Origin of the sequence: Pseudomonas sp. TMW22090 (genome assembly GCF_022496665.1) — a bacterium.
Classification (GTDB): Bacteria; Pseudomonadota; Gammaproteobacteria; order Pseudomonadales; family Pseudomonadaceae; genus Aquipseudomonas; species Aquipseudomonas gregormendelii.
Window position 1 is genome coordinate 61282 of sequence record NZ_SCFH01000002.1, and the last position, 14970, is coordinate 76251.

At 61.5% G+C, this 14970-nt stretch carries 11 protein-coding genes; all 11 read right to left on the reverse strand.

The window, feature by feature from the left end:
* Position 1: 1 nt before the first annotated feature.
* The 11 genes from EQV97_RS06330 to EQV97_RS06380 all read right to left on the reverse strand — a co-directional run bounded on the left by EQV97_RS06330 (position 2) and on the right by EQV97_RS06380 (position 14857).
* On the reverse strand, positions 2–1609 hold the full coding sequence (locus EQV97_RS06330) for a 5-guanidino-2-oxopentanoate decarboxylase (RefSeq protein ID WP_122838615.1): 1608 nt from the start codon (positions 1607–1609) through the stop codon (positions 2–4).
* Positions 1610–1619: 10 nt separating this feature from the next.
* Complete coding sequence (locus EQV97_RS06335) at positions 1620–3719, reverse strand: acetate--CoA ligase family protein (RefSeq protein WP_240888695.1); 2100 nt, start codon at positions 3717–3719, stop codon at positions 1620–1622.
* A gap of 18 nt (positions 3720–3737) precedes the next feature.
* The gene (locus EQV97_RS06340) at positions 3738–4898 is read right to left on the reverse strand and encodes an acyl-CoA dehydrogenase family protein (protein ID WP_240888696.1); all 1161 of its coding nucleotides are present in this window, start codon (positions 4896–4898) and stop codon (positions 3738–3740) included.
* A gap of 45 nt (positions 4899–4943) precedes the next feature.
* Positions 4944–5735, reverse strand: coding sequence for an enoyl-CoA hydratase/isomerase family protein (locus EQV97_RS06345; protein WP_225569018.1), 792 nt, complete (start codon positions 5733–5735; stop codon positions 4944–4946).
* A gap of 288 nt (positions 5736–6023) precedes the next feature.
* Positions 6024–7436, reverse strand: coding sequence for an amino acid permease (locus EQV97_RS06350; protein WP_240888697.1), 1413 nt, complete (start codon positions 7434–7436; stop codon positions 6024–6026).
* 208 nt (positions 7437–7644) lie between these two features.
* Positions 7645–9903: an ATP-binding protein gene (locus EQV97_RS06355; RefSeq protein WP_240888698.1), complete on the reverse strand. Its 2259-nt coding sequence runs from the start codon at positions 9901–9903 to the stop codon at positions 7645–7647.
* Positions 9900–10673, reverse strand: coding sequence for a transporter substrate-binding domain-containing protein (locus EQV97_RS06360; protein WP_240888699.1), 774 nt, complete (start codon positions 10671–10673; stop codon positions 9900–9902). The genes EQV97_RS06355 and EQV97_RS06360 overlap by 4 nt, the downstream gene beginning before the upstream one ends.
* A 5-nt stretch (positions 10674–10678) precedes the next feature.
* Positions 10679–11395 (reverse strand): response regulator, encoded by a 717-nt coding sequence (locus EQV97_RS06365; protein WP_045058755.1) that lies wholly within the window; start codon positions 11393–11395, stop codon positions 10679–10681.
* A gap of 91 nt (positions 11396–11486) precedes the next feature.
* Positions 11487–12134, reverse strand: coding sequence for a TetR family transcriptional regulator C-terminal domain-containing protein (locus EQV97_RS06370; RefSeq protein WP_122837833.1), 648 nt, complete (start codon positions 12132–12134; stop codon positions 11487–11489).
* A gap of 103 nt (positions 12135–12237) precedes the next feature.
* Complete coding sequence (locus EQV97_RS06375; protein ID WP_122837832.1) at positions 12238–13536, reverse strand: amidohydrolase family protein; 1299 nt, start codon at positions 13534–13536, stop codon at positions 12238–12240.
* Between the two features lie 40 nt (positions 13537–13576).
* The gene (locus tag EQV97_RS06380; protein ID WP_240888700.1) at positions 13577–14857 is read right to left on the reverse strand and encodes an OprD family outer membrane porin; all 1281 of its coding nucleotides are present in this window, start codon (positions 14855–14857) and stop codon (positions 13577–13579) included.
* Between the last annotated feature and the right edge of the window lie 113 nt (positions 14858–14970).

Sequence of the window (14970 nt, forward strand, 5' to 3'; positions counted from 1 at the left end):
ATCAATGCGCGCAGGCATGCTTGAGCTCGATCAGCGTGACGCCGTTACGCTTGAAGCCATGGCGCAGATCGGTCTGCAACTCGGCCAGGCTTTGCGGCTGGGTGACGGTGCAGCCGAACGCGCGCCCGAGTGCGGCGAAATCCGGATTGCGCGGCAACACGCCGATGGGTTCGATGTCCAGGCCCAGCATGTCGTCGCGGATCTGCCCCAGGGCATCGTTGTTCCACAGCAACACCACCAGCGGGCTGTCCAGTTCCTCGACCGCCGTCGCCAGTTCCTGCGCGGTGTAGAGGAAACCACCGTCGCCGACCAGCACCAGGCCCGGCCGATTGGGCGCACCAAACTTGGCGCCGATGCCGGCCGGCAGGCCGTAACCCAAGGTGCCGTAGCCGGTCGGGTGCAACCAGCTGCGCGGGGCGCGGCTGTTGAAGGCGTAGTTGCCGGTGTAGGCCAACTGGGTCATGTCGGTGCTGATGAAGGCGTTGTCCGGCAGCTCGGCGGCAATGCGCTCAAGAATGCCCTGGTGAATCGACTGCAACGGGCCGTGGCTGTTCTTCACCGCATCACGCAGTTTCGCGACGCTGGCGATTGCTGCGTTGGCATCACGGTCGGTGGCGGGCAGACGCTCCAGCAGGCCGGCGAGCGTCTGTTGCGCGTCGCCTTGCAGGGCCACCGCACAGGGATAGAAGTCATTGAATTTTCGCGGATCGATGTCCACCCGCAGCAGTTCGGCGGTCAACGGCAAGCGCTCGCGCCAGAAATCGGTGTCGGCCATTTCGGTACCGACCGCCAACACCACGTCGGCTTCGGCAATCAGGTTCCAGCCGGGCTCGACGCACAGGCTCGAACCGGCGTGGAGCGGATCATCCGGTGGCAACAGCCCTTTGCCGGCGACGCTGGTGAACAGCGGCGCGGCCAGTCGGGTGCTGATGGTTTGCAGCTCCTGCGTGGCGTGCAGGGCACCGCCACCGGCAATGATCATCGGTCGCTTGGCGTTTTGCAGCTTGGTCGCGGCGTGTTCCATGGCCGTGTTCGAGGCCGGGCCGCGTCCCGGACGCCGCACCACGTCGTTGCTCCAGTCGCGATTCACTGGCGCCGCCAGCACGTCCAGCGGCACCGAAATGTGTACCGGGCGCGGGCGTTCGCTGTCGAACACGGCATAGGCGCGGGCGATCAATTCGGGCAGGTCCTCGGCACTCAACGCCACCGCCGAGAACGCGGTAATCGGCGCAGTCATGGCGCGCTGATCCTGGGTTTCGTGCAGACAGCCCCAGCCCTTCCCGAGGCTGGCCGTGTGGTTGACGCTGGAGATCACCAGCATCGGAATCGAGTCGGCGTACGCCTGGCCGATGCCGGTCGCCGCGTTGGTCACGCCCGGCCCGGTGATGATGAAGCACACGCCCGGTTTGCCGCTGACCCGGGCATAACCGTCGGCCATGAAGCTGGCACCCTGTTCGTGCCGGGTCAGCACATGGCGAATGCCGCTGCCCGGCAGGCCCCGATACAGCTCCAGCGTATGCACGCCGGGAATGCCAAACACGGTATCGACGCCGTAGTTGGCCAGCAGTCGCACCAGGGCCTGGCCACCGGTCAATGTCTTGGTTTGCATGTTCATATCCTCACTCGTGGCCGAGGCGAATCAACGCATCGACCGCAGTCGTGCCGTGGGCGCCGACCAACAATGGGTTCACATCGAGTTCCAGCAGGGCGTCGGCGTTTTCGCAGGCGTAGTCCGCCACGGCGCGGATCGCCGCCACCAGCGCGTCCAGGTCGGCCGCTTCACGGCCGCGAAAACCTTGCAGCAAACCGGCGCTGCGCAGGCTCAGCACCGCGCGGCGAATGGCGCCGTCGGTGGTCGGCAGCAGCAGGCTGCGACTGTCCTTGAGCAGCTCCACCAAAATGCCACCGGCGCCGATAACCAACGCGAGGCCGAAGTCGTTTTCGCGCTTGATGCCGACGATCAGTTCAGCCAGGGGCGGCGTGGCCATGGGTTCCAGCAGCACCTGATCGAAGGGCACTTGCGGAGCGTAATCGGCGATGCTCGCGTGCATTTTTCGCAACGCGGCGCTCAGGGCGGCGGCGTCCTTCAGATTGAGCGCGACTGCACCGGCCTCGGTTTTGTGGGGCAGTTGTGCACTCACGGCTTTGAGCACCAGCGGGTAACCCAACCCATTGGCATCGACTAGTGCATTCGCCGGCGTGCTCAGCACACCGTTGGGCGTCGGCAGGCCAAATGCGCGCAACGCCTGTTTCGAATCCCACTCGTTGAGCAGGCGACCTTCACCCGTCAAAGCTCGAGGGCACAGCGGTACCAGTGCCGACTCGCCGAGCGCCAGCAGTGCCTGGCGATTACGCTGATAACCGGCAATGCGGCCCCAGGCAGCCAGGCCATCTTCGACCCCTTGCAGCGCCGCCACGTCCTGGGCATGCAGGCGCTCGCGGGCGCTGGCCGGCAGCAGCTCGGGGAACGCCGAGGTGACAAAACCGGTCTTGCCGTGACGCAACAGCGCGGCGCAATAAAGCTCAAGCAACAGGTCGCATTCCTTGCGTTCACCGGTCGATTCCGCCGGATAATCGAGCACCAGCATGGCCGCGTCGGCCTCGGTCCGCAGGGCGCTGTCGAGCATGCGGTTCAAGGCTTCGCCGTCACCCCAGATCGCAGTGGTGAAATCCAGCGGATTGACCAGGTTGGCGTAGCTGGGCAGCACCTGCGCGAGTTCTTCACGCTGGGTGTCGTCGAGCTTGGGCAACGTCAGGTCATTGCGTTCGGCGTAGTCGGCAATCAGGCCAGCGTCACCACCGGAACAGGCCAGGGCGATCAGGCTGTCGCCTGCGGGGAGTTTTCCGCAAGCGGCGGCCTTGAGGGTTTCGACGAAGCTCACCGGCCCGCTGACCCGGATGACGCCCAAGCGCGCAAACAGGCTGTCGTACAGCGCATCGGAACCCGACAGCGAACTGGTGTGACTGAGGGCCAGTTCGGCACCGATCTGTGACACGCCGGTTTTCAGCGCGATGATCGGAATGCCCTTTTCGAGCGCCTTGTGCGCGGCGCGGGCGAAACCCGGCACGTTCTTCAGCCCTTCAAGGTGCAGGCCGATGGCCGTGACCCGCGGCTCATCGAGTAATACGTCCATCAATTCGGCGACGCCCAGTTGCGCCTGGTTACCCACCGATGCCATGTAGGCCACCGGCAGTGAACGGTCGCTCATGGACAGGTTGTAGGCGAAGTTGCCGCTCTGGGTCAGCACGGCGACGCCCTTCTCCACTGGCTTGCCGCCATGAGCCACCGGCCACAGGGCAGAGCTGTGCAAGTAGTCGAGCAGGCCGTAGCAATTGGGACCGAGCAAGGCCATCTGGCCGGCTGCCTGCAGCAGCTGTTGCTGCAAGGCCTGGCCTTGCGCCCCGGTCTCGGCGAATCCGGAGGCGTAGCAGATCGCGCCACCCGCGTCCTTCGCGGCCAACTGCGCCACGGCGGTGAGGGTCAGCTCACGATTGGTCGCGATGAACACCGCGTCCGGGCCACAGGGCAGCTCGGCAATGCTGCGCACACAGGGCACACCTTCGAGGCTTTCATGTTGCGGGTTCACCAGCCACATCTGCCCCTGGTAGCCGCCTTCGGCACAGCGCTTGAGCGCACGGGCCATGCTGCGACCGCCGACGAATGCCAAATGGCGTGGGGCAAGCAGGCGCTTGAGGTTGTCACGAATAGTCTGCGACATGGGAATTCTCCAGGACGATCAGCGCAACAGCGGCCGCAGCAGTTCACGGGAAATGATGTGCCGCTGGATTTCCGAGGTGCCTTCCCAGATGCGCTCGATCCGCGCGTTACGCCAGATGCGCTCCACCGGTCCTTCATCCATCAGGCCCATGCCGCCGAATATCTGCACCGCCTCATCGGCGGCGCGTCCGAGCACTTCGCTGGCGAACAGTTTGGCCATGCCGGCTTCGCCATCGGTCATGGTGCCCTGGTCCATTTTCCACGCGGTATGCAAGGTCAGCAGTTCCGCCGCGCGGATCTGCGTGGCCATATCGGCAAGCTTGAACGAGATGCCCTGATACGTGCCGATCGGCTGGCCGAACTGCTTGCGATCCGCCGCCCATTGCAGCGATACGTCGAGTGCGCGCTGGGCCTGGCCGACGCAGTTGGCGGCGACCATCACCCGGCCGGCCGTAAGCCAGGCGTTGGCCACTTCCCAACCCTTGCCGACTTCGCCAAGCACTTTGTTGGCCGGCACCCGGCAGTCGTCAAAGAACATTTCGAAGGTGTGGTAACCACGGTTGCTCACGCACTTGGGGCCGCGGCGAATGGTCATGCCCGGGGTGTCGCGATCCACCAGGAACGAGGTCACGGCGTTGCGCTTGCGGCCGTTGTGTTCATAGGTGTCGGTAACCGCAAAGACTATGGCGAAATCGGCGTGCCCGGCGTGGCTGATGAAGTGCTTGCTGCCGTTCAGGATGAAGTCTTCACCGTCGCGCACGGCGCGGGTCTTGATCGCATTGGCGTCGGACCCGGCACCGGGTTCGGTCAGGGCGAAGCAGTCGATTTTCTCGCCCTGGATGCAAGGCAGCAGGTAGTCGCCGATCTGGCTGCCCGTACAGGCCATGAGGATCTTCGAAGGCCGTGCGACGAACACGTGCAGCGCCCACGAAACCTTCGACAGCTCACGCTCTATCAGCGCCTGGGACAAGTAGTCGAGCCCGCCACCACCGACCTCCTCCGGCATGTTGAAAGCATAGAAACCAGCGGCGATGGCTTTGCCGCGAATCTGCGCCGCCAACTCTGGGGAGACTTCATCTGCGCGGTCGACCGCTTCCTCGTGGGGCAGCAGTTCCTTGGCGACAAAGCTGCGTACCGCTTCCACCAACATTTCTTGTTCTTGGGTCAGTTGGAAATTCATGGTGCTACCTGTTGTTCGTTCACGGGGTATGAGGGTGGTGCAGGCTTATTTGCCGACGAAACGTGCCGGGCGTTTTTCCACGGAAGCCCGCAAGGCTTCTGCGCCGTCTTCACTGCGACCACACAGCAGGCCGGCCGCCAGTTCGGCTTGCAGTTGCTGCGGCAGGTCGCGCTGGGCGCCTTCGCGCATCAGTTTCTTGGTCTGGGCGAAAGCGAAGGTCGGGCCGTTGGCCAGGCGCGTTGCCAGTTCGCCGGCGACGTCGAGCAGTTGTTCATCGGCGCACACTTCGCCTACCAGCCCGGTGGCCAGGGCCCGGTCTGCGCCCCACAGTTCATCGAGGAACAGCAGGCGCTTGGCTTGTTCGGTGCCGATCAACCTGGGCAAGTGCCAGCTGGCACCGGCGTCCGGGGAGTACGCCATGCTGGTGTAGCCAGCCTTGAACCGCGCCGATTGCGCGGCCAGGCGCAGGTCGCAGCACAAGGTCAGGTCCATGCCGGCGCCGACAGCGGTGCCGTTGATGGCGGCGATGGTGGGTTTTTCCAGGCTGTACAGTCGGCTCATCAGGGCGTGGGCGGTTTCGGTCCAGCCATAGGTTTCCAGATCGCCACGGGCCTCGGCTTCAGCCCACTCCGCGAGGTCCGCCCCGGCGCAGAAGCTGCGGCCGCTGCCGGTGAGCACGACAACGCGAACGGCCGGGTCGGCGTTGAATTCGTCCAGCAAAGCGTGCAGGTTTTTCAGGGTCGGGATGTCAAGGGCGTTGCGCTGAGCCGTGCGGTTGAGGGTGATCCAGGCAACGCCTGCTTCGACCTGGCTGAGCAGTGAAGGTTGAGTAGTCATTGCGGGGCCTCGGATTATTTTTGATTGGAATGAGGTGATGCGACTGAGGCCATACTAAACGAGTGTTCAGTAAGGCGGCAATTGGTCGCTAGTGCGAACTAATTTCTTTATATCTAGCTGATATATATAGGTTTATTGTTGATTTAACGGGCTGGGAGGCTGCGCTTGTTACAACTTTGAACAACTGGGCACATGCCCCTGCCCATTACAGCGGGAATGACTGCGTGCGCAGCCTTGAAACAAAAAACGCGACGGTCGCCCGTCGCGTTCTTTGTCCGCCTCAAGCCATCAAACAGACGGCAAGCTCGGCGCCAGCACCCCCTGACGCTTGCGATAAATCAGGAAGTAAGCGCTGTAGCACAGCGCGATAAAGCCACCGCCCCAATACAGTGAAGGCCGTTGCGTCTCGTCCAGTGCCAGGAATACGAACAACGAACAGCACAACACAATGCACGTCAGCGGAATCAGCGGAAACCAGGGCGCACGGTATTTAAGATCGCTCAGTTTGCCGCCCTCACGCAGGTAGGCCTTGCGGAATTTGTACTGCGCCAGGGCAATGACAATCCAGGTCACCGTGCCCGACATGCCGCTCACCGCCATCAGCACCATGAACAAAGTATCGGCGGCGACAAAACTGGTCATCAGCGACACCAGCGCAAAACACAGGGTGATGCTCAACGCCCGCAACGGCACGCCGCGCTTGCTCAATGGCGAGAGGCTTTTCGGGGCCATGCCGGTCTTGGACATTGCCCACAAGATGCGCGTCGAGGCATACAGCCCGGAGTTGCCCACCGACAAAATCGCCGTCAGGATCACGAAGTTCATCAGGTCGGCAGCGTAGGGAATACCGACCATGTCGAACACCTGCACGAACGGACTCTCCATCAGTCCGGCCTGCTGCCAAGGCACGATGGCCGAGAGCACCACGATCGCCAGCACGTAGAAGATCAATACGCGAAACACCACGTTGCGCACCGCACGGGGAATGCTTTTCTCCGGCTGATCGGTTTCGCCAGCCGCCACGCCCATGATTTCGCAACCCTGGAACGCGTACACCACGGTCATCATCACTGCGAACACGGCTGACAGGCCGTTGGGGAACAGTGAGTCGCCGATCAGGTTGGTCATCATCGGCGCCGGCTCGCCACTGGTCAGCGGGATGGCGCCGAAGATCACCAGCACGCCGACCACGATGAACCCCAGAATCGCAGCAACCTTGATCCCGGAAAACCAGTATTCCGCTTCGCCGAACGCACGGGTCGCCAGGGCGTTAAGGCCGAACAGTACCGCGACGAACAAGGCTGACCAGTACCAGATCGGCACGCTCGGAAACCAGCGTTCCATCAACATGCCCGCTGCGGTGAATTCGAGCCCCACGGTGGTGGCCCAGCTCATCCAGTAGACCCAGCCGATCATGAAACCGGTGCCGGGCCCGATAAATTTGGTAGCGTGAGTCTGGAACGAGCCGGACACCGGCATTTGCACGGATAGTTCACCGAGGCAGACCATCACCAGGTACATCAGGAAGCCCGCGACCAGGTAGCACAGGATCGCCCCGACCGGGCCGCCCTGGTTGATGGTCACGCCGGAGCCCATGAACAGCCCGGTGCCGATCACACCTCCCAGGGACAACATGAAAATGTGCCGGCTTTTCAGGGCGCGGGTCAGGTGGATACCTTGGCGGTCGATTGATTCGCTCATGTCGGCACCTCAGCAGTCGGCGCGGTGCGCGGCGGCTGACAGGACGTCATGGCGCGAGGAAGGATGAGCTTTACGGCAGTTCATTATTATTATCTCCAATAAGCTTCGAAGACCGCGCTGTGGCGGTTGCGTCGATTATTGGAAAGGCATGTAAGTTCGAGTTGAACCTGAGGATCAAAGATGTAAAAAGTCGTAACAAACTTGTACGTCAGGCCTGCAACAGGTCTGCGAGGGTCTGTCGCGAGCACCGCAGCTGCTCGTGCACCTGTGGCGCCAACCCGCGTAACGCCGCCTCATCGTTGATCATTGCGGCTTGCTCCAATGCGCGCAGGACGTTGGCCAACGCGCGAAATCCCAGGGAGTCGCTGCTGCCAGCCAGGCGGTGGGCCAAGTGCGCGACCTCGGTGCAGTCGTCTGCCGTGATCGCTTCGGCGAGTGCATGGCTATGCTGTTGAATCGAGTCGCGCAATACCTTCAACAATCCCAGGAGTTTCTGTTCACCGAGCAAGGTACGGTGGGTTTCCAGCAGCGGCCAATCCATGACCGCGTCATCGAGTGGCGAAGTGGCTACGGGGGTCCGGTCAGCCAGCGCCTGGCGCAGAGTGTCGAGTTTCAGGGGCTTGGCGAGGATGCCATCCATGCCGGCATCCAGATAACCGCGAACCAGGGCCGGCTGCACACTGGCGGTCAGGGCAAACAGGCGGCTGTGGCGATTCGGTCCCGGCGTGTCGCGCAGCCGTTTACACAGCTCGACACCGCTGATGCCGGGCAGGTGCACGTCGAGCAAGATCAGATCGAAAGACTGCGCGGCACATTGAACCAATGCCTGCTCGGCGTCCTCGGCTAGCCAGACCTGATGCCCGTCGCGCAGCAAAAGGCCCTCGACCACCTCGCGGTTGAGCGCCACGTCCTCGACCACCAGAATGCGCAAAGCCTGCCCTGCAACACTGCCTGCCGCAACGGGTGCCACGCCGCTGGCCGGTTGCAGCGCCAGTTCGAACCAGAAACAACTGCCGCGCCCGACCTCACTGTCCACGCCGATACGCCCGCCCAATTGCTCCACCAGATGCTTGCTGATCGCCAGCCCCAAGCCGGTGCCGCCGAAGCGCTGCGCCACCTCTTCACTGGCCTGGGTGAAGCGCTCGAAAATCTTCTGCTGCATCGCCGGCGCGATGCCGATGCCGTCGTCGGTAACGCTGACACGCAGCCGTTGTCCAGGAGACCCAGGTAACAGCGCTACCGCCACGTCGACCTGCCCGCCCTCGGTAAATTTGATGGCGTTGGCCAGCAGGTTGCTCAGCACCTGGCGCAGGAATTGTTCGGCGCCGTGATGCCGCTGCGCTACCCGTGGGTCGATGTAGCATTGCAGGATCGTGTCGTTGCCCAACGCGCGGGGTTCGAGCAGTGTCATTACCTCATCAAGCAATTGCCGCAGCGAGAACTCCACTGCCTCCGGATGGCTGGCGCCCTCCTCCAGCCGGGCGAAATACAGCACTTCGTTGAGGATCGACAGCAACCCTTCTCCCGCTTTGTACAGCGCATCCAGCCGCTTGCCGCCGAGTGCGTCCAGCGGCGCATCGCGCAGCAATTCGGCCATGCCGAGGATGCCGTTGAGCGGGGTACGCAACTCATGGCTCATGGTGGCAAGGAAACGCGACTTGGCGAGGTTGGCCGCTTCCGCTTCATCCTTGGCCCGCATCAGGCTGGCGGTGCGCCGCTCGACCATTCGCAGCAGTTCATCACGGTTATCCTGCAACGCCAGCCGATCGCTTTCGCGGCGGTCGATGTCACTGAGAATGGCCCGGCGCATGTCGTCCAGAGCATGGGCCACGGTGTCGATTTCGTCTTCGTCTTCGTCCGCACGGCGACGCTTGTCCAGGCGTAACGGCTCGTGGGAATCGCCCGCAGCGATGCGCCGGGCAAACTCGGCCATGACTAGCAGGTGGCGAGTGACCAGGCGATAAAACAACCCCGACAGCACCACCGCCAGGCCGCACAGAAACACACTCATCCACAGCAGGCTGGTCAGCCCGGTGGTGAACAGGCGCTCATGCACCGCCCCCAGGTCGGTGGTGACCTCCAGTTGCCCCAAATGACGCACCGCCCCCGATGGCGGCTGGTAGTCGAGGGCAAAACGTTCTATTCGCAGCGGCCCGACCGGCTCGGCAGTGCCTTGCAGCAGATCGAAATCAGGGCTGATCAGGCGCACGCGCGCCACGTCGGAAAAGTCCACCAGGCCGCGCAACTGCACGTTGAGCTGATCCTGGTTCAGATCCCACAGACTGCGCTCCAGGCTGGCCAGGTAGCCGGCGCGAATCAGCTCCATGCGCGAGTCGATTTCGCGCATCTCGCGTCGATACTCAAAGTACAGCTGCACGCTGCTCGCCAGCACCGTAAAACACAGGCTGAAGAACAGGATAAATAGCAGCAGGCGCCGCAACAGGCCGCCGGGCCGGGCCCGAATCATGGTCGATCCGCCGGTTGCTGGAGCGTGTCGCGGTAGATGACCTCACTCTCGTGAAGCAAGCGGTCGATCTCGCCCGAATCGACCATGTGCTGCAACTGCCCATTGATATCGACCATGCGACTGGCCAGGGGCGAACGCCGCGACACGGCCACTCGCAGGTAATCCACACCAAAGGAATCGGCCAGGGCCACAATGTCCCGGGTGTCCGGCAGGGTATCGACGCGCATTTGCCCGGTGCGCCGCTCGGAAACCACGAAGTCGATGCGGCCGCGGATCAACTTGCCAAAGTTCTGCTGGCTATCAGACACCCGTTCGATGTTCTGGTGCTGGTCGACAAAGCGGTCGAACGTCTCGCCATAACTTTCTCCGAACAGGAAACCACCACGGTAGTGCGCCAGGTCCTCCAGCCGATCTATTTTTACCGGGTGCCGGCGATTGATGAACACCGCGACTTCCTCGCGCAGTACCGGCACCGTCGAAAAAGCCAGGCCCTGCTCACGCTCTGCAGTGCGATAGGCCAGCACCACGTCCACCCGACCTTCAACGGCATCCAGCACGCAGCGATTCCAGTTATCCAGCTCGACGAGCTCGACCTCGTAGCCCAATTGCCCGAACAGTTTTTTCACCACGCCGGGAGCGAGCCCGCTTATCTGTTTGCCGTCGCTCCAGGAGATCGGCGGGTAGACCGGGTAATCGCAATAGCGAATTTTTTGCGCAGCCGTCACCCCGGTGGATGCCAGCATCAACAACAACCAGATCCCGCGCCACATGCCGCTCAGGCCGCGACGCTGGCGGTAAACAGATAGCCCGCACCGTGGATGGTGATGATCAGTTCAGGCTCGGCCGGGTCGTCATGCAACTTGCGCCGCAAGCGTCCCACCAGCACATCGATGGAGCGATCGTTGGGTACCCATTCGCGGTTGCGGATCTGGTCCATCAACTGATCCCGGCTCAAGGTGTGCCCGCTGTTGCGCAGGAACACGCTGAGCAACTGGTACTCGCCATGGGTCAGCAGGGTTTCACTGCCGCTGTGGTCGATCAACCGCCGGCGATCAGTGTCCAGCGCCCAGGCGGCGAATTGCTTGACCGGGCGGGCAACCGCAGCAACAGGATGCGGCGTGTGGGCGTGGCGCACCCGGCGAATCAGGTTCTTCGCCCGGGACACCAGTTCCCGCGGATTAAGCGGCTTGATCACATAGTCATCGGCGCCGCACTCGAGGCCGACGATGCGATCGATTTCATCGTTGCGCCCGGTGATCAGGATGATCCCGACCTCCGAACGCACCCGCAGCTCCCGGGTCAGGGTCAGGCCATCCTTGCCCGGCAGGCGGATATCGAGCATCACCAGGTCGACGCTCTGGCTCGCCAGGAAGGTCTCGGCCAACTCCGCAGTGGCGGCGCAATGCACTTCATAACCTTCCTGGGACAGGTAGGCCTGCAGCAGTTCGCGAATCAACGGATCGTCGTCGACGATCAATACCCGAGGAGTCATCGCTAGGTGTCCCGCGTATGCCCGAAGGCGTGTTTCTTATTAGAGTTTGGTTACCACTGGAGGCAGAGAGTAGCCACTACTGAACGATCGATCAACAGCCCGTCGTCTGCAAAGTGAATCGCTGCCGACCACCGGCCTGCAAACCGTCGACCCAGGCTTCGCAGATCTGCATGCCCTGCTCCGGCGTGAAGGTCCCGGGGTTCAGACCCGATTCCAGCCACAAGCCGTCGAGCAAGGCGCTGAGGCTGATGGCAGCCAGGTCGGAATCGAATTGCTGCCAGCCCTCCTCCTCCGCCAGTTCGTTGAGCACCTTGCGCAGGATGGCCCGGTACTCGCCATAGGACTGTTCGTGGGCGAGGTTGATCGCTTCTGCCGTCTTGACCGCGCCCCAGAACGCCAGCCAGGCATCAAGCAGTTGCGGGTCGAGCAGTTCGGCGGAAAACGAGCCGCGAAAAAACGCCGACAAACGTTCACGGGCATTGGGCGCGGCCTGTTCCATGGCCGCGCGAAGCAGTGCCATGACGCGGCCAGTCACCGCCAGATAGGCTTCGGCGACCAGCTCGTCCTTGCCGGAATAGTGATGACTGATCAGCCCGACCGATACACCGGCCTCGGCGGAAATCTTGCGGATCGACGCGCCCTGGAAGCCATGGCGCTGCAGGCACACGAGCGTGGCCTCGATGAGATTGGTTTTGCGCAGTTCCGGCGCCATTCTGGAGAATCGGACTTCCTGAGTCATTGCACGACCTTCCTGGAGGCGAGGGTTGAGCCCTGTACGAGCCATTCAAGAGCTGAACGACTGTACAGCAACTGCCCTCGCCGACTCCAGACGTCGCGCTGCTTTACATACCCGGCAGCACGTCAGGCGGAACAATCGCGCCGCCCTTCATGACCACCGGGGTCTTCTCCAGAATCGCAATGTCAGCCAGCGGATCACCCTCGACCGCGATCATGTCGGCAAAGCGACCGACACTGACAGCGCCTACGTCCTGCTGCCAATTGAGCAGGTCTGCGGCGACCACGGTGGCGGACTGAATCGCCTGCATTGGGGTCATTCCGTACTTGACCATGTAGGCGAACTGCCGGGCGTTTTTGCCGTGCGGGTAAATCCCGGCATCCGTGCCATAGGCGATTTTTACACCGGCCTTGACCGCCTTGCGGAAACCTTCACGCTGTACTTCGGTGGTTTCGGTGTTTTTACGCAGGTAACTTTCCGGCCACTTTTCCTCGCGCCCGATCTTGTCGATGAAGTCTCCGTTGTAGATATCCATGACCAGATAGGTGCCGTTGTCCTTGGCCAGCTTGATGCCTTCATCGTCCAGCAGCGAGGCATGCTCCACGGATTTTGCGCCAGCGCGGATAGCCGCCTTGATGCCGTCGGCGCCATGGGCGTGCACGGTCGCATAGCTCTTGTGCACCTTGGCCTCCTGCACTACCGCGCGCATTTCGTCCTCGGTCATTTCCATCTGGCCAGGCTCGGTGCCTTCGGCCAATACGGCGCCCGTGCCGACCATCTTGATGGTGTCGACGCCGTGCTGGAACAGGTACCGGGTCTTGAGTTTCGCGTCATTGGTATCGCGATAGACGCCCACCCGCATATCGTCCGGCACCGTGATGCCCGGTGCCAGGCCCGTCACCTCACCGCCGCCACCCGCTACAGAGAGATAAGCGCCGACTACATTCATCCGCGGCCCCAGTACCTGATTGGCGTTGATCGCATCACGTAGCGAGACGTCGGTAAACGCGCGGTAGGTCCCCACGTCGTGGACCGTGGTGAACCCTGCGCGCAAGGTCTGATAGGCATGCTTGGCGCCCAGCAGCGCGTAGTCCTGGGCAGAATGCAGCAGGGGTTCGGCAACGTTGTTGGTCATGTCCCAGTCGGCGATATGCGTGTGCATGTCGATCAGGCCCGGCAGCACGGTCTTGCCCGACCAGTCGATAACGGTGCTGTCAGCCGGCGGTGCACTCCAGGGCTCAACGGCCACGATACGCTCGCCATCGACCTTGATGCGCTGGTCCGTCAGCACCTTGCCGCGCTCCACGTCCACCAGGCGACCGGCATGGATGTAGACCGTGTCGGCCAGTGCGGACAACGACAGCGACGAGAGGGTTACGGCCAACGCGATACTCGAAAGCTTCATGGGATACCTCTTTTATTGTTATTGGAGGGATGAACGCATATCAAAAAATATTGATCGGGTATTGAGTGATGATCCGCAGTTGTTGAACACTGTCACCGCTAAAGGCATGTTCGGCGTAACGCACCCGAACCGACAAATCTTTCAGCGGGCCCGTTTCAACAACGGTTTTAATATCGACGTCTCGCTCTATCTGCTTATCCGCATGAGCGAAGTAAGCGTACAACCCGTCAGGATCAACTTGCTCATTATCGATATCAAATCCATAGATATACTTGAAGCCCAGCGTGGTATGTAAAACACCCGTATAACCAAAATCATATTCATAGGCCAGGCCGACTGACTGTTCGCCAGGGCCATTGAAGTCCCCGTACTGCGAAGAGTTGGCCAGATAGATCGAGTCCATGTAAGTCCCATCGGAAGCCATCAGATAATCAAATGGCTGACCTCCATGGATCTTTTGATAAGACAGCGTCAGCGTATGCGGGCCATTGGCATAGGCCGTCGCCAACGACCAGGCGGTGACATTGATATCGCCGGCATTGGCCTGGCCCTGATCCAGTGATCGATAGAGATTGAAGTCAACGCCGAGAGTCTGTTCCGCAGTCAGGACAAAGCTGTAGTTGCCATTGACATAGTACTGGCGCCACAAGTCCTGCGCCTGGGACACATAGAAGCCGACGCCGCCCTGTTCTACTGGCGTGTAGGTGAAGCCTGCATAATCGACATCGCCGCTGTCCACCCCGGCGTAACCTGCCATGAAGCCACCGTCGTGACCTGTACTGGTATAACCTCTGGTGGAATGGAAGTGCCCGATATCGATGCTGACTTTGTCGATATCATCACTCAACAGTTGTAGGCCACGGGTCGTCATCGGCATCAGGCGTAAATCGGGAGTCGCGAATACCGGATTGTATGGGCGCAGATCGCCATACTTGATGACAGTGTTTGACCATTTCATCTTTACCGAAGCGTTGAGTGTGGAAGACTCGGTTCTTTCGCGATCTCCCTCAGCGGGAAACATTCCCGTGCCAACCGTACCGCGACCGCCATCCAGCTTGTAGGCAGTATAGGCACTTGCATCCAGCCAAAGGCCGACTTCACCTTGAGTAAATCCGGACTGGTAATCCATCTGAAAACCCTGCCCCCAACCACGGGCATCGGGATAATGCGAGAGTGAGTTGCGATTAAAATACATATTGCGAGCGGTAATAGTTGCCGAGCCACCCTCGACCAATCCTTCGCCCACATCTTCTGCCTGCACTTTTACATAACTTCCAGATGCCGATAGAACAACCACACCCAATAGTGAACGCAGCTTCATTGTAGGCCTCAGAGCTTGATTATTATTGTTTTCTGCAAATGCCTGTACCTGCCAATGGTAGGCACCCTGTCATTGCCATTAATAGAATTTATATGTTGAGAATTGCTCGCCTT

What these genes read in the sequence shown, in the direction of transcription:
- EQV97_RS06330 (WP_122838615.1), bottom strand. Translation starts at nt 1,609, where the DNA reads ATGCAAACCAAGACATTGACCGGTGGCCAGGCCCTGGTGCGACTGCTG.
- EQV97_RS06335 (WP_240888695.1), bottom strand. Translation starts at nt 3,719, where the DNA reads ATGTCGCAGACTATTCGTGACAACCTCAAGCGCCTGCTTGCCCCACGC.
- EQV97_RS06340 (WP_240888696.1), bottom strand. Translation starts at nt 4,898, where the DNA reads ATGAATTTCCAACTGACCCAAGAACAAGAAATGTTGGTGGAAGCGGTA.
- EQV97_RS06345 (WP_225569018.1), bottom strand. Translation starts at nt 5,735, where the DNA reads ATGACTACTCAACCTTCACTGCTCAGCCAGGTCGAAGCAGGCGTTGCC.
- EQV97_RS06350 (WP_240888697.1), bottom strand. Translation starts at nt 7,436, where the DNA reads ATGAGCGAATCAATCGACCGCCAAGGTATCCACCTGACCCGCGCCCTG.
- EQV97_RS06355 (WP_240888698.1), bottom strand. Translation starts at nt 9,903, where the DNA reads ATGATTCGGGCCCGGCCCGGCGGCCTGTTGCGGCGCCTGCTGCTATTT.
- EQV97_RS06360 (WP_240888699.1), bottom strand. Translation starts at nt 10,673, where the DNA reads ATGTGGCGCGGGATCTGGTTGTTGTTGATGCTGGCATCCACCGGGGTG.
- EQV97_RS06365 (WP_045058755.1), bottom strand. Translation starts at nt 11,395, where the DNA reads ATGACTCCTCGGGTATTGATCGTCGACGACGATCCGTTGATTCGCGAA.
- EQV97_RS06370 (WP_122837833.1), bottom strand. Translation starts at nt 12,134, where the DNA reads ATGACTCAGGAAGTCCGATTCTCCAGAATGGCGCCGGAACTGCGCAAA.
- EQV97_RS06375 (WP_122837832.1), bottom strand. Translation starts at nt 13,536, where the DNA reads ATGAAGCTTTCGAGTATCGCGTTGGCCGTAACCCTCTCGTCGCTGTCG.
- EQV97_RS06380 (WP_240888700.1), bottom strand. Translation starts at nt 14,857, where the DNA reads ATGAAGCTGCGTTCACTATTGGGTGTGGTTGTTCTATCGGCATCTGGA.